Origin of the sequence: Streptomyces sp. 6N223, from assembly GCF_052246635.1 — a bacterium.
Taxonomy (GTDB): Bacteria; Actinomycetota; Actinomycetes; order Streptomycetales; family Streptomycetaceae; genus Streptomyces.
On record NZ_JBQQCA010000002.1, the window covers coordinates 172271 to 189431 of the forward strand.

A 17161-nucleotide genomic window follows, 5' to 3' on the forward strand; every position below is an offset into this window, starting at 1 on the left:
CCCCCGGAAGGACAGCATGCGTACCGCACTGACCGAGAAACTGGGTGTGCAGCACCCGATCATCGGCTTCAACCGCTCCCCCGCCGTCGTCGCGGAAGTGACCAAGGCCGGCGGGTTCGGCGTCCTGGCAGCCACCGCCTACACCCCGGAGGAACTGGACGCCCAGCTCACCTGGATCGAGGACCAGGTCGACGGACGGCCCTATGGGGTGGACCTGCTCGTGCCGGGCGCCATCGCCATCGGCGATCCGCACAGCCTCATCACGAGCCTGCGCGCGCAGATCCCCCCGGAGCACATCGCCTTCGTCGAGGGCCTGATGGAGAAGTACGACATCCCTGCGTTCGCGGACGCTTCGGGGCAGTACGACGACGTCATGGAGAACCTCGGCCCGAGCCGCGTGTCCGCCCTGCTCGACGTGGCGTTCTCCCACCGGATCTCCCTCATCGCCAACGCACTCGGCACCCCGCCGCCCGAGTTGGTGGAGCGCGGCAAGAAGGCCGCTGTGGTGGTGGCGGCCTTGGTCGGCAAGCCGGAGCACGCCCGACGCCAGCTCACGGCCGGGGTCGACATGCTCATCGCCCAGGGCACCGAGGCGGGCGGCCACACCGGCACCATCGCGACCATGGTGCTCACCCCGGAGATCGTGGACCTGGCCGGTGATGTGCCCGTCATCGCGGCCGGCGGTATCGCCACGGGCCGGCAGATGGCGGCCGCCCTGGCGCTGGGAGCGGCCGGTGTGTGGTGCGGGTCGGTGTGGCTGTCCAGCAAGGAGGACATCGCGATCGACGCGGTCAAGCAAAAGCTCCTGGCCGCGTCCAGCTCCGACACCCTCCGCTCACCGACCCTGACAGGCAAGCCCGCGCGTCAGCTGCGCAGCGCCTGGCACGAGGAGTGGGAGAAGGCGGACAGTCCCCGCCCCCTGCCCATGCCGCTCCAGCCGCTGCTGGTGAGCGACGCCTGGTCCCGCATCGACAAGGCGGCCGAGCAGGGGCACGAAGGGGCGATGGCACTGGAGTCATTCTTCGTCGGCCAGGTGGTCGGCGGTTTCCAGGAACTACGTTCGGCCGGGGACATCACCCGGGACATGGTTGCCGAGTGCGAGCGGCGTCTGAAGTACCTGTCCGAACTTGCCGGCTGACCGTGCCCAGCCGCCGTGCGCCAAGACGCCGACGCCGGCGTGAGGACGCGAAGGCGTGAAGGGCAGCGGCAGTGACTGGCCAACGCGCCGGCACCCAGGCGCAGCCTTCGTGACGACAACTCGTTCGTCGCAGCCTAGGCCCGAAGCGTTGCCCTGCCGTGGGGCCAGTAGGTCCAGGGTCGTGATGCTCGGCGACGGTCGAACGCGTCGGCCGCAGGGCCTCCTGCGAATGGGTCCGTAAAGGACTGCCGCTCTGCCTGATCGGCGACTCCGGCACGGGCAGTCCCACCTCCTGATCCCGCTGGGCACCGAAGCGGCCATGGCCTGGCCATGGCCGCTTCCGCTACGTAGGAATTGAAGGGGGTGCAAGACCTCCTCGTCCGACCGTCGCAGCGGTCCGATAGGAGCTGAGCGCAGTCCGACCCGGGAAACGCCGGGAAGGGCGGTAAGCGGCGCTGACAAAGCCGGGACGGTTCGGAACGGCCAGACGTACCGGGTCCGGCAAGCGAGATGAGAGGGCATACGCGAGGAACCAGTGGTAAAGCTCCGCAAGCGTGGCGCGGTCTCAAATCTGGTGGATATGAGCCGGATGCAGCGCACGGTCTGCCGAAGAGGCAGGCCGACTCGAAGGGGAATTCGCCAGTTCTTCGCGTGCGAAGGCCTGCTCGTAGGCCGCCCGCTCAGTGGCGATCAGCTTGCTGGACTGTGAGGCTTCACGATCTCCTTAACAACCGAGACAGTACCACCACATCGTTGACATTCCGCGCGGTTTGGCGCGGTGTAGGGCGCTGGCCGGCGCCTTGGTGCGGCCGGGGTGTGGCGTTCGCTGTGCCCCGGCCACGAGCCAAAGGCGGTTTACAGAGGGCCGTAGAGCCAGTTGCCGTCGGCGTCGGGGTCTTCGCTGGTGAAGAACTCGGTGACGGCCGTGCGGATTTCCTCCGGCTGCAGGAAGCCGTCGCCGTCGAGGTCGAGGTGGCGGAAGGCTTCCCCCAACTCCTGCGGAGTGAAGTCTGTGACGGCGAGGCCCAACTGCGTGTACTCGTCGACGGAGAGGCCGTTGTCGTCGGCGTCGAACAGGGCGAACCAGGCGGTGACGGCGTCCTGCAGCGCTCCGATGAACGGTTCGGCATCGTCAGCGATGGCGGTGCGGACGCCCTGCTCGTACTCGCCCACGTCCACTCGGCCGTCGCCGTCCGCGTCCATGTCGCGCAGGTATGCTTCCCACATATGACCCAGAGCGATGCTCAGCTTCTCGATCTTCTGCGGCTGCTCGGGGAAGGCCACCGCCAGCTGGCTGGCATAGGTGGTCATGTCGTCGGCGGTGAGGAAACCGTCGCTGTCGGCGTCGAGCAGCCGGAACATGTGCTGCAGCTTGCGGGAGAGAATGGGAGTGGTGGTCACGGCTGGATCTCCTTGTCGGTCGACCGGCCCGTTGTGACATTGCCAGGCTAGATGATTGAGTCCGAGGTTTGCAGTGGGCGTAGCAGGTCAAGATCTTTTGATCTTGGCTCCGGTGGTCCACTTGTGGCAGATAGCGGCTGCTAGTAGATGTCGCTGCTTAGTTCTGGGATGTTTGGTGGGTGGGTTGGGGACTGGCAGATCTTCCTTCCCGTCTGCCTGACAGGATTGTCATCGTGCCTTCACAGAAGAAGCTTCCGGTCATGTTGACCGAGGCGGATCGTAAAGAGTTGGTTCGGGTGACCAGGACAGGTGTGCATCCGGCCTCGGTGATCAGGCGGGCGCGGGTGCTGCTCGCGTTGGACACCTCATCGGGCGAGGTCGATTCGCAGGAGGTGATCGCGGCCCGGCTGATCGCGCTGGCGTGCTCACAGCCACCCTCAAAGCTATGCCCGGTGGTCACTGCGGTTGCTGGAGAAGCACGTGGCGCTGACCGATGACCTCCCGGATCTGGACCACTCCACCATCGGACGGGTGTTAAAAAAAACGGAACTGCGTCCTCATCTGAAGAAGTGCTGGACCATCCCACCACGGGCGAACGCGGAGTTCGCCGCGGCGATGGAAGGCGTTCTCGCGCTCTACGCCCGGCCCTACGACCCGGCCAGGCCGGTGGTGTGCATGGACGAGAAGCCCTATCAGGGGTGTGTCAACTTAACGGCTGATCTTGGTTGTTGGGTGGTCAGCGGACGGCTGGGGTGAGGCGGCCCTCGAAGGCGATCTGGAAGGCGTTGAGCGGCGCCTTCCAGCGCATGGTCCACCGCTTGCGGCCCTTGCCGGTCGGGTCCAGGCTCATGAGCACCATGTAGACGCTCAACCCGCCGCCCACATGGGCATCTTGAGTGTCGTTGAACACACCGACCCCGAACCATCACTCACCGGCGACCCCGCCATCAGCACCTACGCCTACGCCGAGAACACCCCCACCGTCCTGACCGACCCCTCCGGACGCTGCCCCTGGTGCGTCAGCGTCGGCCTCGGCGCCGCTATCGGGGGCCTGGTCGAGGCGGAATCTACGCCCTCACCACCGACGACTTCAGCTGGAGCGGTCTCGGTGAAGCGGCAGGACGTGGCGCGGCGATCGGCGGTGCGGCCGGAGCGCTGATGCCCGGCACGGGCAACGCCGTTTCCCAGATCCTCGGCCTCAGCGGCGGACGAGCCGTCGCGACCTCCACCGGGGTCAACGCGGCCATCGGTGCAGCCTACGCATACACGGTCAACCAGATCCTGTGCCGCCCCACCGACCCAGGCGATCTCCTCCTCGGCTCCCTCGGCGGCGCCGCCAGCAGCCTGATCGGTCCCGCGATCAACACCGTGAGAGGTTTCTGGGTCCCGCGCGTCACCGTATCCGCCCACAGCGCTACCCCCGCCGCCAACGGCACGCGGAACGGTGCACACCGGGCAATCAACCGCGAAAGCTTCGGATGCGCCGACGACGCCGTTGCCTTCACCGCCATCATCACAGAAGACGGACTCGAGGTGACCTGGAGATCCACGGGCGGCCGCCACGACTGGAGCCCTCGCACTGGCCGGGGTCCTGCTGGGCACCGCCGGAGCGTACGCGATCCTTCTCGCGGCATACGCCGACGACCGCAGCCCCCTCACCCACGTCCCGTACATCCCGCTCGCGCTCACCCTCCCCGGCCTCCCCGTAGCCGCGGCAGCCACCGCGTGGCTCGCCGCGGGCCGTGAACCGGGCTCGACAACGCGGCGACTACTCCCATGACCGTCCGGCCCGCGACGTCTGGCGACCGTGCAATCGATCTTGGCCGTCCGCGCGTGATCCGCTCCGGACGGCATTGCGGCACTACCGGGGATTTCCGCATGTGTAGTGCGCAGAGTGGCATACCTCGCATACCGTGTCGGGGTGCTGGAGATGCGGGAGATCGAGGCGTTCCTCGGCGTTGCCGAGGAGCTGCACTTCGGCCGGGCGGCCGAGCGGCTACGCCTGTCGACCTCCCGGGTCAGCAATCTCGTACGGGCCGTCGAGCGCCGCGTCGGCGCGCAGCTCTTCGAGCGCAGCAGTCGCGTCGTCAGGCTGACCCCGCAGGGCGCGCAGCTCTACGCCGGTCTGCGGGCCGCCTATGTCCAGATAGAGCGCGTTCTTGATGACGTCCGACGCGCGAGCACCCTCGGTGGCGGCGTGCTGCGTGTCGGCTTTTCCACCACCCTGCCAGCGAAGCTGCGAGCCGGGCTGATCAGCGCCTTCGAGGGCCGCTATCCGGACTGCCGCGTGGTCGCTTCGGGTTTGCCGACGACCGACCTGTTGCGGTGGCTCGGCAAGGAGTGGCCCGTCGATGTCTTCGTGACCTGGATGCCCGCCGTCTCGGCGCCGGTCGAGCCGCCGCTGCACATCGGTCCGGTGATTCATCGTGTCCCCCGCGCTGTCATGCTCGGCTCGCGGCATCCCCTCGCCGGGAAGGACGTTGTCGATGTCGAGGAGCTGGCCGTCGGCGGGCATCCGGTGATCTACCCGGAGCTGCCACCGTGGTTCGGCGAGTTCTGGGTTCCCACGACCACGCCCGGCGGCCGGGCCCTGGACCTGAGGCGGCTGCCCGCGCGGTATGTCGAGGATGTGCTGCGCCTCGTCGCCGAGGGGGAGTTGGCGCATCTGACGTTCGCATCGCTGCTGGAGGCGTACGACCGTCCGGGCGTCGTGCTCGCCCCGCTGACCGGGCTGCCGCCGGTGCCGGTCCGCGCGGTGTGGGCGGCGGGTCCGAGGGAGCACCTGGCGGCGGCCTTCGCCGAGCACGCGGCTGTCCACGCCGCGGAGGCGGGATGGCTGAGTGACAGCTGGCGTGATTCTTCGGGGCGCTCCGAACGGCCCTCCTGAGCGCGCCGCCAGCCCCGGACAGTTCCTTGCGTCTGGCATCACGACCGTGATGCGTTTCGCCGTTGATGCAGGTCAGAAGAGGCGAGAGGCTACCCGCATGACAGAGATCAAGCGATTCCAGATCGCCATCCCGCAGGCCGACCTCGACGACCTTCGCGAGCGCCTGGCGCGCACCCGCTGGACCAACGAGCTGCCACCCGACCCCGACCCCGACCCCGAAGCCAGACAGACCGGCCCGGTGCCACCCGGCTGGGAGCGTGGCGTTCCCCTGTCCTACGTGAAGGACCTCGTCGAGCGCTGGCGCACCACCTACGACTGGCGGGAGCACGAGGCCCGGCTGAACACGTACCCGCAGTTCACCACCGAGATCGACGGGCAGACCATCCACTTCGTGCATGCGCGCTCGCCGCACGAGAACGCCACTCCGCTGATCCTCACCCACGGCTGGCCGAACACCTTCGTCGAATACGTCGGCCTCATCGACGAGCTCACCAACCCGGCCGACCCGGCCGACGCCTTCCACGTCGTCATCCCCGACATCCCGGGCTTCGGCTTCTCCGGCCCGACCCACGAGGCGGGCTGGAACCGCCACCGCGTCGCCGCCGCCTGGGCTGAGCTGATGCGCCGGCTTGGCTACGAGCGCTACGGCGTGCACGGCAACGACGCGGGCGCGTTCGTCGCCCCCGAGCAGGGCCGGCAGAACCCGGACAACGTCATCGGCGTCCACGTCAACCAGCTCTTCTCCTTTCCGAACGGAACCCCGGGGGAGTTCGACGGCCTCACCGAGCAGGAGATGGGGCTGCTGCAGTTCCTGCAGAGCTTCCACTCCGAGATGTCGGCCTACGCCGACCTCCAGGCCACGAAGCCGCAGAACCTCGCGCACGCCCTTGCCGACTCCCCCGCGGGCCAGCTCGCCTGGATCGGCCAGCTGCTGGGCACCGCGGTCGACCCGGACACGGTGCTGACCATCGCCACCATCTACTGGCTGACCAACACCGGCGCCTCCTCAGCCCGTCTGTACTACGAGGACCGCCACGCCGAGCACCCCACCGAGCCGACGACCGCGCCGACGGCGCTGGCCAGCTTCGCGTACGACTTCCGGCCGATCCGGAAATTCGCCGAGCGCGACCACAGCAACATCGTGGCGTGGAGCGAGTTCGACCGCGGCAGCCACTGGTCGGCCCACGACGCACCGGACCTGCTGGTGGGCGACCTGCGGCAGTTCTTCCGAGGTCTGCGGAAGGGCTGAGGCCCGAAAGCGAGCGTGGATGGTCGGCACCGGCCGCCGCAACCGCCGGTGCCGCCAGGGCGTGGTGCGAGGGCGAGCAGGGCACGCCGACCGCTCGTGCGCGGTTATGCCCTGCCGTGGTCGCGCAGGGTGCGGATGGCGCCCAGGGTGACCACGCCGCGCCATTCCACGGTCTGGCCGGGCGAGAAGTGCAGGAAGTGGAAATCCCAGCCGCCGTCGTCCAGTTGCTCGCGTTCGAGCCGGTCCACATCGGCCGCGATGGTCTCGTCGCCGAACAACGCCCGGCTCGGGGTTCCGGGACGTGGCGAGAGATGGAGGGGCTTGAGGTGTTCGTTCTCCATCCCGCCCTCGACGGCGACCGTGCCGTCGTCGCGGATCGCGGAGCGGAAACGGTCGACGGCTGCCGCGGCGCGGGCGGGCCAGGACACCGCACGTCGGGCTCCAGCGCGTGGCCGAACCCGCCGTCGGCGTTGTGGTACGCCTTGAGCGCCGTCAGGACGGGCTCGATGGGCCCGTCGTCGAGAAGGAAAGCGAGCTGGTGCCGTTCCAGGACGCGGGCGGTGGATTCGATGAACTGCCGGGCTGCATTCAGGTCAACACTCATACACCCGACGCTAGGCAGCCGTGGGCCTGGCTTCTTCCAGAAATCGGACAGGCGTGAGACCGGTCAGCCGCCGGCCGCCCTCCCCTTCCCTCCAGCCAGGCCGGAACCGGCAGCGCCGCCGGGACTACCTGCCGCTCCGCCGCGTTGCCGTACGGACTCCGTGGACGGGAGGCGAAAGGCTGCGGCAACAGGGCCTCCTGGGGTGCGCGGTGCGGATCGCAATCGGTGACGCCGACAGCCCTAACGTCCAGCAGCGCGGCCAGGAAGAGAAGTTCGGCCACGGCATCGAGACGCGGTGCCGCCTGGCGCTCATGCACTACCGCCCGGTGAGGACGCACGGCACGACGCTGTACAACTCCCTCTACCGCGCCGATGAGCAGATGCTCGTCAACGCGCACGTCTGGGGCGTGAAGGCCTAAGGTGCCCCCGTGTGGCACCTTCGCCGCAGCGAGAAGGGCGGCATGTTCGACACCTGCGCCGAGAGCTTCGACGCCGTATGGACGACGGCCGCGCCGGTCACGGAGTGAGCGTGGCACGCACCGAGTACCACGACGACCCGAACGCCCCCGAGCCCAACAGCATGGTGGTAGCGGCCTCCGCCGTCGTCACCGACGACCAGGGCCGCATCCTGCTCCAGCGACGCCGAGACAACGACTACGAGCGAGCGGAGCCTGGGGTCACCTACCCCATCGAGTGCGGGACCCCTCCCCGTTCCCATGCCCGAGGATGCTGGTCACCGCTCGATCACCTGGTTGGGTGGGCGCGATGTCTGCCATGTCGGACCCGCCGGGCCCGGAGCCGAGGAACCTCCCGTCGCTTGGCGTCCACGTAAGCTTTGCCGACTTCGTCGTACGCACATACGAGCGGTGACGTGCCTGTTTGAAGGAGGGGCGGATGATCGTATGGCGCGGCCGTGGATTAATTGCGGTGACACCGTTTATTATCGGGGCAATTTCTGGCGCAAAACTTGGGCCCGAAGGTGCCCAATGGGCCTTAATTCTCGGGGGACTCCTCATCCTCCTTGTGGGGTGGGTGTGGAATATCGACGATCCAGAATACATGAGAAATGAACACACTCTTTTTTGGATTCCAATCCAATACTGGGGGGCAGGGATCGCACTACTGGGACTATTGTGGCCATTTTTGCGAGATCATTAGATCAACAAGCCAATGGCTTACCCGCCGCGTTACGGAAAGACAGAATCAGAATCCTTGGGCGGCAACGCTCGTGCCCGATGCATGCCCGATGGGGCGGCGAACTGCGGTCAACAAGGGTCGCTCACAGCCTCGCCGAGCAGACCGCAGGAGCGGCGTTCATGCTGGCCAGAGCCGAGGTTCGGTCCCTTTGGCACGGTGCTTCCCAAGCTCAGAGCGCGGGTTCGATTCCCGTCGCCCGCTCCAGTAGGAGTGGCCCATGCGCGCCAGTTGGTTGGATTACCGCGGCCTTCGGGCGTTCCCCACGAGCACACCGCGCTACGATGCGCACCCTCGCCGTGCGACGGCCGGGGTTCCGCAGGGCCCGGACGCCGGTGCCGCGGAGCCAGAACCCGGCGCCGCGTCCGAGGACCGGCCCGGGCTCGCCGTCGCGCAGCTCCAGCTGCACCCGCCCGCGGGTGACGACGCCGAACGCGTCGCACCACTCGGCCGCGACCACCGCGACACGCGCGCCACCGCGCAGCGCGAGCGTCCTCACCGGGACTACTCCGTGCCGTCCGCCGGCAGGCGCTCCGGCAGCGCGAGCCGCGGGAACTGGTCGTCGTGGAAGATGATGATCTCTGTGATCGCCCCGCCGGTGACGCGCAGGACGTCGATCGTCAGCGGCAGATACGCGCCCTCCCGCTCCCGCCAGAGGTAGAAGGCGACGGCGGGCTGCCGGTTCACGGAGGTGAGGACGGCGCGCAGGCCCTCCATACCCTCGAAGCCGTCCTCGACCCAGCTGTTCAGCACCGCGTCGCGGCCGACGGTCAGGCCCGGCGTGGGCGGCATCGAGCAGCGCACGTCGTCCCGCAGCAGTGCGGCGAGCCTGTCGACGTCCGTGGCCACGCTGGCGTCGGTGAAGCGGCGCACCAGCTCGCGCGTCCCGGCGTCCTCCTCGCCGCCGGTCCAGTCCTGCCGCTCGGCGGGCAGGTGCTCCCGCATGCCGGCGCGGGCCCGCTGCAGCGCGCTGTTCACGGAGTTGACGGAGTCCCCGAGAAGCTCCGCGACGTCCTTCGCCGGCCAGCCGAGCACGTCCCGCAGGATCAGCACGGCCCGCGGGCGCGGCGCGAGGTGCTGGACTGCGACCAGGTACGCCAGCTCGATCGTCTCCCGCACGACGGCGACGGCCTCCGGCTCGTCCGCGTCGCCCGCGGGCAGCTCGTCGAGCAGCCGATCCGGGTAGGGCTGCAGCCACAGCACCTCGCCGCCGGTCGCAGGCTCCGGGCGGCACTTGGCGAGCAGGTCCAGGCAGGCGTTGGTGGCGATCCGGTACAGCCAGGCCCGGAACGTCGACCGCCCCTCGAAGGTCTCCCGCCGCCGCCAGGCACGGAGGAACGTCTCCTGCACGGTGTCCTCGGCGTCCTCGAACGACCCGAGCATCCGGTAGCAGTGCACGTGCAGCTCCCGCCGGTGCCGCTCCGCCAGCCCCGAGAACGCCGGCTCGTCGATCTCGCCCAGCCCGCTCACGCCCCGCTCCTCCAGCCACGTGTCCGCGCTCATCACGTCACCCTTCCGCCTCGTCGTGTCCCGTCGTAGGTATGACGGGTGCGGGCGCGAAAACTCATCACCAGGGAGGCCGGTCGGCATGCGGTCGCCCGGCACGTCGCGGAGCGCGATGCCGCCGCCCGCCGCAACGCACCCCGCCGACGGCTGCGGGTGTTCGCCCTTCGGTGCCGACGGTGAGCGGGTTGCGGTTCAATGGTGGGCCCAAGGGGTCCTGGTGTGCGACGGACAAGGGGACGGGGGAAGCGTGGCTGATCGGGTACTTGCGGGCCGCTACGAACTGGCGTCGCTCGTGGGCCGGGGCGGCATGGGCGAGGTCTGGGAAGGCCGCGACCGTGTCATCGGACGCCGCGTCGCGGTCAAACTCCTCCCCCACCAGCAAGGCGAAGGCGGCGGCGCCGAACTCTTCTTCCGCGAGGCACGCACCGCCGGCCGGCTCAACCACCGCGGCGTGGTCACCGTCTTCGACATGGGCGAAGACCCCCTCGACGGAACCCTCTACCTCGTCATGGAGTACATCACCGGACACGACCTCGCCGCACTCCTGCGGCGAGACGGTCCACCACCCATCCGCCGCGCGGTGGACTGGGCCACCCAGACCGCCGCGGCCCTGGCCGCCGCCCACGCCGCCGACGTTGTCCACCGGGACCTCAAACCCGGCAACCTCATGCTCACCACCGACAACGAGATCAAAGTCCTCGACTTCGGCATCGCCCGCTTCATGGCCGCCACCACCAAGTCCAGCCAGGTCATGGGCACCCTCGCCTACATGCCGCCGGAACGCTTCAACGAACACCCCGGTGACGCCCGCTCCGACCTCTACGCGCTGGGCTGCGTCCTCCACGAACTCCTGACCGGTCGCACGCCCTTCCAGTCCACCGGGCCCGTCGCCATGATGACCGCCCACCTCACCAAATCCCCCACGCCACCCAGCCACCACCGCTCCGACATCCCCACCACCCTCGACACCCTCGTCCTGCGGCTCCTCGCCAAGGATCCCGCCGACCGCCCCGCCACCGCCGCCGAAGTCCACGACACCCTCCAGACGCTCCTCCACACCACAGTCCCCGCCCCCGCCGAGGTACCCGCGGCCAACGCCACACCCACCGTTGCGGACCCGCCCCAGCCGCCCCGCGAGGCGGGCCTCTCCGAGCGGCCCGTGGACCGCGACCCACACACCCTGCCCACCCAGACGGCGGCCCCACCCCTCCGCAGCCCGCGGCCGGCCACCCCCGGCCAGGGGACGCCCCAACCGCCCACCCGCCGCCGGGCCCTGTGGCTCGGGCTCGGAGCGGCGGCGGTGGCCGCCGCGGGCACCAGCGTCGCCGCGCTGCTGAGTTCCGGGGACGAGCCGGGAAAGGACGGGACGGGGCCCAGCGCGTCCACCACCGGATCCCGTTCCCCGGCCGCCGCCCGGGGATGGACGATCGAGCGCGACTTCGGCTACCCCACCACCCCGGTGGTGGCCGAAGGGGTGCTCTACGTCATCGACTACGGCGGGGTCCACGCCCTGGACCCGTCCACCGGCGACACGTTGTGGACCGGGTCCGTCGAGCTGCCCGGGTCCCTCGCGGCGTCCGGCTCCCAGGTGTTCGTTGTGGACGCCGACGCGACGGTGCACGCGTTCGACGGCGGCGCGCGGCCCCAGTGGACCTTCAGGTCGGGGAAGAAGTTCAACACGGCGGTCCGGGCGCACGGCGAGGCGGTGTGTCTCGTCACCGACGAGGTCCTGTACTGCCTGGACGCCGCCACCGGCGCCAAGCGGTGGGAGTCCGAAGGGGAGTGGCACGACCACACGCTGACGATGACCGGCGACACCGTCTACGTCGACATCTTCGACGACAAGCTGTACGCGCTCCGCCTGGACGACGGCGCCCAGCGGTGGGCGCGTCGCTCGGACGGCTTCCTGCCGGGACCGCCCGCGGTGGACGCGTCCAGGGGTCTCCTCTACCTCGTCGACCAGGACAACGCCATCGCCCTCGGCATGGACGACGGCAGGGAGAGGTGGACCTCCCCGGTCCGGGACGATGGGGAGGTTACCGACAGCACGTCACCGGCCGTGGTGGCCGGCGACACGGTCTACGTCGGCGGGGTCGACCGGCTGGTGTACGCGCTGAACGCGGCCGACGGCGAGCGGAAGTGGACCGCTGGCGCCCGGGAGGGCGTTGGGACCATCCCGGCCATCGCCGACGGACGGGTCTACGTCGCCAACCGCGATGAGTTTTTCCCCTCCGTCCTGGCCCTGGATGCCAAGGACGGCTCCGAGGTGTGGAGCTTCAGACCCAGCGAACAGGTGGGGTTCACCGGGGGCGGCAACCACCCCGTCGTCCATGACGGCTTGGTGTACGTGCAAACGCAGGCCCAACTGCTCGCCCTCAACGCGGCCACCGGCACGTACCCGGCATAGGTCCGTCACCATTCGGTGCCTGCTCGGCCCGGTAGGCGGCACCCACCCGCTGGCTTTGACCGAGGGCGGCGCCCGGGGATCGCTGTGTAGCTCCTGGACGGCGACACCCGCTCGTCCCGGCTCGCCGAACTCGCGGAAGGTTCATCGACGACCTGGCCACCGCTGACGCCGGGCAGGGCGAGAACCGCTGACCGCCCCGGCCCGGTCGCCGCCGGGCGCAACGGCCGACCACGCAAAGCGCTCGGCTGGGCAACCCAGCCGAGCGCTTGCATGGACTCCTCGCCGCCTGGGCCGCCTGGTTGAACCGACCGTGTAGCGACGATCATTGGAGTCTGCCCATCAGGGACCGGGCTCTCCAGGGTCGGTCGTCAGCTGTCCGCTGGGCGCTCGAGCGCCACGTTGGGCAGCCGCCGGGCGAGCGGGGCGGGTAGCCACCAGGCCCACTTGCCGAGCAGCTGCATGGCGGCCGGGACGATCAGGCAGCGGATGATCACCGCGTCCATCAGGATCGCCACGGCGAGGCCCAGCCCGAACTGCTGGAGCATCCGGTCGGGGCTCAGCATGAAGGCCCCGAACACCACGATCATGATGGCACCGGCCGCCGTGATCACCTTGCCGGTGGCGGCCAGTCCTTCCCGGACCGCGAGGGAGTGGTCCTTCGTACGTTCCCACTCCTCGTGGATCCGCGAGACCAGGAACACTTCGTAGTCCATGGACAGCCCGAACACGATCGCGAAGATCAGCACGGGGAGGAAGGCTTCGATCGGCCCCGGCTGCACCCCGAACCAGCCCTCCTGGAACACCAGGGTCATCGCGCCGAGCGCGGCGGAGATCGAGAGCAGGTTCAGCAGGGCTGCCTTGAGGGGGATCAGCACCGATCGGAAGACCAGCATCAGCAGCAGCGACGACAGTCCTACGACGACGGCGACGAATATCGGCAGCCGCTGCGAGACCGTGTCCGCGAAGTCCTGGGAGGCGGCGGTGGCACCGCCGACGAGGATCTCGGCGCCGGTGTCGCGCTCCAGCCCCGGGGCCACGTCATCGCGCAGGTGGTGCACGAGGTCGGTGGTGCCCTCGTCCTGCGGTGCCGTCGTCGGGTAGACGATCACGGTGGACAGGGCGCCGTCCTCGGAGGGCATCGCGGGGCTGGCCGCGGCCACGCCCTCGGCTTTGGCCAGTTCGGACTGGACGGCCTGGCCGGCGGCCTCGTCTCCTTGGGTCACGACGACCAGCGGACCGTTGAAGCCCGGGCCGAAGCCCTCGGCGAGCAGGTCGTACGCCTGCCTGGAGGTCGAGGTCCCCGGGTCGTTGCCCGCGTCGGCGAAGCCGAGGCGCATGCTCAGCGCCGGTGCGGACAAGGCCAGCAGGGCGAGGACGGCGACCAGCAGCGCCGGCAGCGGACGGCGTTGCACGGCTTGGGCCAGGGCCCGCCAGCGTCGGCCTTCGGCCTTGCCCTTGGCGGCGGCCTTGGCCGCGTGCTTCAGCACGTGGCGCTGGATGCGCCTGCCGAAGAGCGCCAGGAGTGCGGGCAGCAGAACCAGCGACGCGGCCATGGTGGTCAGCACGGTCAGTGCCAGGGCGAGGGCCACGCCCTGCAGCGAGCCGAGGCCGAGCGCGACCAGACCCAGCAGGGCGATGATCACGGTGCAGCCGGCGAAGAAGACCGTGCGACCGGCGGCGTCCAGGGCCTTACGGGCGGCTTCGGCCGGGTCGGCGCCGTCGGTGAGCTCGTGCCGGTAGCGGTAGAAGATCAGCAGGGCGTAGTCGACGCCGACGCCGAGTCCGACGAGCATCGTGATGGGCGGCGTGAAGTCGGCGATGGTGAAGACGTGCGAGGCGAGAGCGATCAGGCCGAGGGCGCCGCCGACCGCGAAGAGGGCGGTGATCAGCGGCACGGCCGCCGCCACCACGGAGCCGAAGAGCAGCCCGAGGATGACCAGGGCGGCCACGATGCCGGCGAGTTCCGCGGTCGGGCTTCCCTTGTCCTCGGCGCCGCGCACGGCTTCGCCGCCGAGCTCTATCTGGAGCCCGTCCGTCTCGATCCCCTTGGCGGTGTCGATGATCGCCGTGACGTCGCCCTTGGGCACGGTCTCGGCCTTGCCGTCGAGAGTCACGGTGGCGTAGGCGATCGTGCCGTCCTCGGACACGGCGGATTCATCGGCGTACGGGCTGCGTACATCGGCGACGCTCGGCAGCTCTTCCACCTCGGCCAGCATCTCCTCGACCGCGGCCTTGCGGCCGTCGATGCCCTGGCCGTCCTTCAGCACGATCTCGACGCTGTCGCCGGCCTGGGTGGAACCGTGCTTCTTCAACAGGTCGGTGGCGGCCTGGGAATCGGTGCCCGGCAGGGAGAAGTCGTTCTTGTACGCGGAGCCCGCGGCTTGCGAGCCCAGCGTGACGGCGGCCAGGGCGGCCACCCAGAGCAGCAGGGCGGCCCAGCGGTGACGCTGCGCCCAGCCGGCCATGGCGCCGAACCGGCCGCCGCGCGGCTTGTCCGGCCGGCCCGGTGCGGGCGGGGCAAGGGACGCGGCTGAGCCGCGGGTGAGAGACATGGTGCCTACCTCGGATTCGAGCGGGAGTTGCCTGGCGTACAAACCACGCCCACCACGGCGCCGCACAGTGTGGGCGGGCCGACCGCCAGAGCGGTCAGCACACCGCCGATCTCCAGGGCCAGGGCCCCGGCGGCCGCGACCAGCAGAACTCCAGTGGCAGCCCCGACGAGCGCGCCGACAACAGCGGCGGTGGCCCGTGCGGGGAAGGTGGGCGAATTCATGCCCTTGAGCCTGCACGCGCGGCGGGGCCCGGGTCGTCAGCCTCCGGCCGACACTGGTCATACCCCAGCGGATGCAGGCTGCCGCCGCGTCGTACCTCAGGGGTGCCGCGGGGGCCCGCGGCCGACGGTACGCCGGGTGGGCCGCCCGCCCCGCCGGCCGGTCTACTCCGCCTGCCAGCCCGGGCTGACCATTCCGGACTCGTACGCCAGCACCACGACCTGCGACCTGTCCCGCGCCCCCAGCTTCGACATGATCCGGCTGACATGCGTCTTCGCCGTCGACGGTGACAGCACCAGCCGCGCCGCGATCTCGTCGTTCGTGAGCCCTCCGGCCACCAGTTGCATGACCTCCCGCTCCCGGTCGGTGAGGGCATCGAGCCGGGGATCCGGCTTCGGGCCCTTCACCCGGCCCGCGAACTCGGCGATGAGCCGCCGTGTGACCGACGGGCTGATCAGGGCATCGCCCCGGGCGGCGACCCGCACCGCCTGCGGCAGTTCCGCCGGCTCCGTGTCCTTCACCAGAAAGCCCGTCGCCCCGGCGCGCAGTGCCCCGTACACGTAGTCGTCCAGATCGAAGGTCGTCAGGATGACCACCTTCACCGACGCCAGCCGCTCATCCCCGGTGATCAGCCGGGAGGCCTCCAGACCGTCCATCTCCGGCATCCGGATGTCCATCAGGACCACGTCAGGCCGCAGCTCACGGCAGGCCGAGACCGCGGCTTGCCCGTCCCCGACCTCCCCCACCACCTCGATGTCGTCCTCGGCCTCCAGGATCGACCGGAACCCGCCCCGGACGAGCCGCTGGTCATCCGCCAGCAGGACCTTGATCATCGGTCTCTCCGCTCCATCGGCTCTCCTGCGATCCCGTACGGCAGCTGGGCCCGCACCGCGAATCCGCCCTCCGGCCGCGGGCCGGCGGTCAGTTCGCCGCCCAGTGCCCGCGCCCGCTCCGTCATGCCGGCGATCCCGCTGCCGCCACCCGCCGAGGTGGAGCGGGCCGCCGAGCCCCGGCCGTCGTCCTCGACGGCCAGGGTCAGCTCCTCGTCCCCGTAGGCGAGCCGGATCGTGACCCGTCCGGCGCCGCTGTGCCTGGCGGCGTTGGTCAGCGACTCCTGCACGATCCGGTACGCGGCCAGGTCGACCGGGGCGGGCAGCGAGCGCTCAACCCCGGTCCGCACGATCCGCACCGCGAGCCCCGCCAGCTTCGCCGAGGCCACCAACTCGTCTGCCCGGGCCAGCCCCGGCGCGGGTGCCGTGGGCGCCTCCTCGTCGACCTGACGGAGCATGCCGAGGGTGGCCCGGAGCTCCCGCAGGGCCTCCCGGCTGCCCGCCTTGATCGCGCCGAGCGCATCCTCGGCCTGGGCGGGGTTCTCCTTCAGCCGGTGCAGTGCCGCGCCCGCCTGCACGTTGATCATCGAGACGTTGTGCCCGATCACATCATGCAGCTCGCGGGCAATGCGCAGCCGCTCCTCGCTGGCCCGGAGCCGCGCCTCCTCCTCGGCGAACGCCACCCGGCTGTGCCGCACGCTGCCGAGGGCCACGACGGCGACCAGCCAGCCGGTGAGCATGAACACCACCGTGCCGCTGATGTCGCCGCTGCCCGCCAGCGTGCCCGAGGCCACGACGATCACCATGGCCGCCGCCATGGCGACGGCCGCCTGCAGCCGGCCCAGGGCCGCGACGGCGTACAACGCCACGATCGGAACCACGATCAGCGGGCCGTCGATGTCGCTCAGGAGGTAGTAGGCGCCCGTGGCCACCACCGTGAACCAGCCCACTGCCACCGGATACCGGCGCCGGAACAGCAGCGCTCCGCACACCGCCATGATCAGCAGCCAGGACGCGATCAGCAGGGGCACCGAGTCCCCGCCGTTCCTCAGCCGCTGCCCCTCGGCGCCGAGCGCCACCAGCACGAACACCCCGCTGGCCAGCGCGGCGTCAGCGCGGGCGCCGCGCGGCAGCCGGAAACGGGTCTGGTCGAAAGGCGGCACGCGTTCATTCT

The 17161-nt window shown here is 70.1% G+C and carries 16 protein-coding genes and 3 pseudogenes; 11 read left to right on the plus strand and 8 right to left on the minus strand.

The features are described 5' to 3' along the window. Positions 1 to 16: 16 nt before the first annotated feature. Positions 17 to 1138, plus strand: coding sequence for an NAD(P)H-dependent flavin oxidoreductase (locus ACTWQH_RS02495; protein WP_443284597.1), 1122 nt, complete (start codon positions 17 to 19; stop codon positions 1136 to 1138). Positions 1139 to 1356: 218 nt separating this feature from the next. Next, positions 1357 to 1463: pseudogene (locus ACTWQH_RS02500) on the plus strand (IS21-like element helper ATPase IstB); the annotation flags it as partial. A gap of 530 nt (positions 1464 to 1993) precedes the next feature. Here ACTWQH_RS02500 and ACTWQH_RS02505 read toward each other — a convergent pair. After that, positions 1994 to 2539: an EF-hand domain-containing protein gene (locus ACTWQH_RS02505; RefSeq protein WP_443284598.1), complete on the minus strand. Its 546-nt coding sequence runs from the start codon at positions 2537 to 2539 to the stop codon at positions 1994 to 1996. A 233-nt stretch (positions 2540 to 2772) separates the two neighbouring features. On the opposite strand from ACTWQH_RS02505, the gene ACTWQH_RS02510 reads away from it, so the two are divergent. Next, the gene (locus ACTWQH_RS02510; protein WP_443284599.1) at positions 2773 to 3036 is read left to right on the plus strand and encodes a hypothetical protein; all 264 of its coding nucleotides are present in this window, start codon (positions 2773 to 2775) and stop codon (positions 3034 to 3036) included. After that, on the plus strand, positions 3020 to 3295 hold the full coding sequence (locus ACTWQH_RS02515) for a hypothetical protein (protein WP_443284600.1): 276 nt from the start codon (positions 3020 to 3022) through the stop codon (positions 3293 to 3295). The genes ACTWQH_RS02510 and ACTWQH_RS02515 overlap by 17 nt, the downstream gene beginning before the upstream one ends. Here ACTWQH_RS02515 and ACTWQH_RS02520 read toward each other — a convergent pair. Further along, entirely contained in the window at positions 3276 to 3422 is a 147-nt protein-coding gene (locus tag ACTWQH_RS02520; protein WP_443284701.1) for a hypothetical protein, read from the minus strand. The genes ACTWQH_RS02515 and ACTWQH_RS02520 overlap by 20 nt on opposite strands. 9 nt (positions 3423 to 3431) lie before the next feature. Between ACTWQH_RS02520 and ACTWQH_RS02525 the strand changes: the two genes are divergently transcribed. The 3 genes from ACTWQH_RS02525 (at position 3432) to ACTWQH_RS02535 (ending at position 6675) form a co-directional block, all read left to right on the plus strand. After that, positions 3432 to 3698: a hypothetical protein gene (locus ACTWQH_RS02525; RefSeq protein WP_443284601.1), complete on the plus strand. Its 267-nt coding sequence runs from the start codon at positions 3432 to 3434 to the stop codon at positions 3696 to 3698. A 735-nt stretch (positions 3699 to 4433) separates the two neighbouring features. Beyond that, positions 4434 to 5426, plus strand: a complete 993-nt coding sequence (locus ACTWQH_RS02530; RefSeq protein WP_443284602.1) for a LysR family transcriptional regulator — start codon at positions 4434 to 4436, stop codon at positions 5424 to 5426. A gap of 97 nt (positions 5427 to 5523) precedes the next feature. Further along, the gene (locus ACTWQH_RS02535; protein ID WP_443284603.1) at positions 5524 to 6675 is read left to right on the plus strand and encodes an epoxide hydrolase family protein; all 1152 of its coding nucleotides are present in this window, start codon (positions 5524 to 5526) and stop codon (positions 6673 to 6675) included. A 104-nt stretch (positions 6676 to 6779) separates the two neighbouring features. Here ACTWQH_RS02535 and ACTWQH_RS02540 read toward each other — a convergent pair whose 3' ends face one another. Continuing rightward, positions 6780 to 7103, minus strand: a complete 324-nt coding sequence (locus ACTWQH_RS02540; protein WP_443284604.1) for a hypothetical protein — start codon at positions 7101 to 7103, stop codon at positions 6780 to 6782. A 20-nt stretch (positions 7104 to 7123) separates the two neighbouring features. Between ACTWQH_RS02540 and ACTWQH_RS02545 the strand changes: the two genes are divergently transcribed. The 3 genes and pseudogenes from ACTWQH_RS02545 to ACTWQH_RS02555 form a co-directional block, all read left to right on the plus strand. Next, positions 7124 to 7336 (plus strand): hypothetical protein, encoded by a 213-nt coding sequence (locus ACTWQH_RS02545; RefSeq protein ID WP_443284605.1) that lies wholly within the window; start codon positions 7124 to 7126, stop codon positions 7334 to 7336. 143 nt (positions 7337 to 7479) lie between these two features. Further along, positions 7480 to 7806: pseudogene (locus ACTWQH_RS02550) on the plus strand (XRE family transcriptional regulator); the annotation flags it as partial. Between the two features lie 2 nt (positions 7807 to 7808). After that, positions 7809 to 7934, plus strand: a pseudogene (locus ACTWQH_RS02555) (DNA mismatch repair protein MutT); the annotation flags it as partial. 1043 nt (positions 7935 to 8977) lie between these two features. On the opposite strand, the gene ACTWQH_RS02560 reads toward ACTWQH_RS02555, so the two are convergent. After that, positions 8978 to 9976 (minus strand): RNA polymerase subunit sigma-70, encoded by a 999-nt coding sequence (locus tag ACTWQH_RS02560; RefSeq protein WP_443284606.1) that lies wholly within the window; start codon positions 9974 to 9976, stop codon positions 8978 to 8980. Between the two features lie 250 nt (positions 9977 to 10226). Here ACTWQH_RS02560 and ACTWQH_RS02565 point away from each other — a divergent pair, with 250 nt between their 5' ends. Continuing rightward, positions 10227 to 12386, plus strand: a complete 2160-nt coding sequence (locus tag ACTWQH_RS02565; RefSeq protein ID WP_443284607.1) for a protein kinase domain-containing protein — start codon at positions 10227 to 10229, stop codon at positions 12384 to 12386. A gap of 368 nt (positions 12387 to 12754) precedes the next feature. On the opposite strand, the gene ACTWQH_RS02570 is transcribed toward ACTWQH_RS02565, so the two are convergent. The 4 genes from ACTWQH_RS02570 to ACTWQH_RS02585 all read right to left on the minus strand — a co-directional run bounded on the left by ACTWQH_RS02570 (position 12755) and on the right by ACTWQH_RS02585 (position 17150). After that, the gene (locus ACTWQH_RS02570; protein WP_443284608.1) at positions 12755 to 14938 is read right to left on the minus strand and encodes an MMPL family transporter; all 2184 of its coding nucleotides are present in this window, start codon (positions 14936 to 14938) and stop codon (positions 12755 to 12757) included. A gap of 5 nt (positions 14939 to 14943) precedes the next feature. After that, positions 14944 to 15159, minus strand: coding sequence for a hypothetical protein (locus tag ACTWQH_RS02575; RefSeq protein WP_443284609.1), 216 nt, complete (start codon positions 15157 to 15159; stop codon positions 14944 to 14946). A 162-nt stretch (positions 15160 to 15321) separates the two neighbouring features. Continuing rightward, a complete protein-coding gene (locus tag ACTWQH_RS02580; protein ID WP_443284610.1) occupies positions 15322 to 15990 on the minus strand; it encodes a response regulator in 669 nt (222 codons plus the stop codon). Continuing rightward, positions 15987 to 17150: a sensor histidine kinase gene (locus ACTWQH_RS02585; protein ID WP_443284611.1), complete on the minus strand. Its 1164-nt coding sequence runs from the start codon at positions 17148 to 17150 to the stop codon at positions 15987 to 15989. Before ACTWQH_RS02585 ends, ACTWQH_RS02580 begins: the two co-directional genes overlap by 4 nt. Positions 17151 to 17161 lie beyond the last annotated feature (11 nt).

Excerpts from the sequence above, each read along its gene's own strand:
- ACTWQH_RS02495 (WP_443284597.1), top strand. The coding sequence starts at position 17 with ATGCGTACCGCACTGACCGAGAAACTGGGTGTGCAGCACCCGATCATC.
- ACTWQH_RS02535 (WP_443284603.1), top strand. The coding sequence starts at position 5,524 with ATGACAGAGATCAAGCGATTCCAGATCGCCATCCCGCAGGCCGACCTC.
- ACTWQH_RS02560 (WP_443284606.1), bottom strand. The coding sequence starts at position 9,976 with ATGAGCGCGGACACGTGGCTGGAGGAGCGGGGCGTGAGCGGGCTGGGC.
- ACTWQH_RS02570 (WP_443284608.1), bottom strand. The coding sequence starts at position 14,938 with ATGTCTCTCACCCGCGGCTCAGCCGCGTCCCTTGCCCCGCCCGCACCG.
- ACTWQH_RS02575 (WP_443284609.1), bottom strand. The coding sequence starts at position 15,159 with ATGAATTCGCCCACCTTCCCCGCACGGGCCACCGCCGCTGTTGTCGGC.
- ACTWQH_RS02580 (WP_443284610.1), bottom strand. The coding sequence starts at position 15,990 with ATGATCAAGGTCCTGCTGGCGGATGACCAGCGGCTCGTCCGGGGCGGG.